The 1,397-nt window shown below is 67.3% G+C and carries 3 protein-coding genes; all 3 read left to right on the top strand.

All coding sequences use genetic code 11. The features are described 5' to 3' along the window. Positions 1-111 precede the first annotated feature (111 nt). Positions 112-315: a hypothetical protein gene (locus tag AC5RV2_RS17970; protein WP_494093457.1), complete on the top strand. Its 204-nt coding sequence runs from the start codon at positions 112-114 to the stop codon at positions 313-315. 148 nt (positions 316-463) lie between these two features. Further along, positions 464-985 (top strand): MarR family winged helix-turn-helix transcriptional regulator, encoded by a 522-nt coding sequence (locus AC5RV2_RS17965; protein WP_494093456.1) that lies wholly within the window; start codon positions 464-466, stop codon positions 983-985. Further along, the coding region (locus AC5RV2_RS17960; RefSeq protein ID WP_494093455.1) for a hypothetical protein at positions 966-1,397 on the top strand (432 nt) is incomplete at its 3' end. The genes AC5RV2_RS17965 and AC5RV2_RS17960, both read left to right, overlap by 20 nt.

Genomic DNA, 1,397 nt, shown 5'->3' with positions numbered 1-1,397 from the left:
CGGCAAGGGATCCGTCTTTTGCAGTGCACGGGTCGGCAATGGCAAAATTGTGGTGTCCACGACGACTAGGTCGCGGGCCTTTTGTGTGTCCTCCTGACCGGCGCCCTCTGTTTGGTTTGGAGCCGCGACTGGGCGGTGGTCGCCGTCCTGGCTCCGGCGTTCGCCCTGTTCTCGCCCGTGCTAGCTGCAGCCGCCGCCGGGGCACTGCTGCTCTGGATCTGCGAAACGGCGTGGTGGGCGGCCGGCAAACCCTTCGCCAAGCGCCCCGATCCGCCACCCGTTGTCGGACCCTTGGCCCGGACAACTCAACCGTGAGCCCCGGCGGTATCCTCGGGCTCCCGGGGCCGCTCCCGGGCCGGCTCCCGAGGGTCGGCTCCCCCGCCCGGAACCGGTGCCGGCCAACCCCCGAAAGCGGGGTTTGGTTTGATTGGCAAAACCAAACGGAAAGGGCTAAACTTGAGGCATGCCCCCCAGCTCCCGCAAACAGCCCGATCCGGGCGTCATGATCCGCGACGCCGTGGCTCAAGTGGTGCGCTGGGCATCCCATGCGGAGACGCGTAAACAGCTGTTCGACCCGCGCGAGGTTGGCCTGACGCCCACCGACGTGGCCTTGCTCGAGTACATCGACGACAACGGCCCCGTCCGGGTCTCGGAACTGGCCTCGCAGCAGGGCGTGGACAAATCCACCATGACCCCCCAGGTCCGCCGCTTGGAGGACAAAGGGCTGGTGGACAAGCAATCCGATCCGGACGACGGCCGGGCCACCCTGCTGACGGCGTCCACCGCCGGACGGCGGATGCACCGGAACATCGGCAAGGCCGGCGCGGCCGTCGTCGATGAAATCCTGGCGGACTGGTCCGACGAAGACCGCGAAGCTTTTGCCCAACTCTTTACCCGCTTCGCCGAGCAACTGCTGCGCGGCGAAGCGTCCACCCGAAGCGACTCAGAAAGGAACACGACCGGCGATGTCATCGAAGGCTCTTGAGCAAGGTGGCAAACACGATGTGCACACGCTTTCTACACGGCTGACCGCAACCCGGCAGCTGCTGACCCAGAAAGTACGGACCGCCGGTTTGCTGTTCCCGCTGATGACCCTGGCCGGCACCGCCGTGTTCTGGTCCATCGTCTGGTTGCTGGACACCGCCCCCGTCCACGCCCTCTCCCCTGTCAACGCGTTGCTGCGGATCTACGGCACCGGCATCGCGGTGATCGCCACGATGGTCATCGTCGGCGCTTCCGTCTGGCTGATCGTCAAGCGGCTGGGCTACGCCGACAGGTTCACCGAGGTTCTGTTCGAGCATGCCGACGACATCGGGCCGGTTCCGGCCGCGTCCGGCAGCCTGTCCCCGGCGGCCGGCGGCGGCTTCGCTGCGCTGCCGTCCGCGGCTCCCCGGCTG

It is taken from the genome of Arthrobacter sp. Y3225116 (assembly GCF_059091245.1).
Note: the sequence above shows the minus strand (reverse complement) of the source record. Positions and strands in the feature narration are given on the sequence as shown.

What these genes read in the sequence shown, in the direction of transcription:
- AC5RV2_RS17965 (WP_494093456.1), top strand. Translation starts at nt 464, where the DNA reads ATGCCCCCCAGCTCCCGCAAACAGCCCGATCCGGGCGTCATGATCCGC.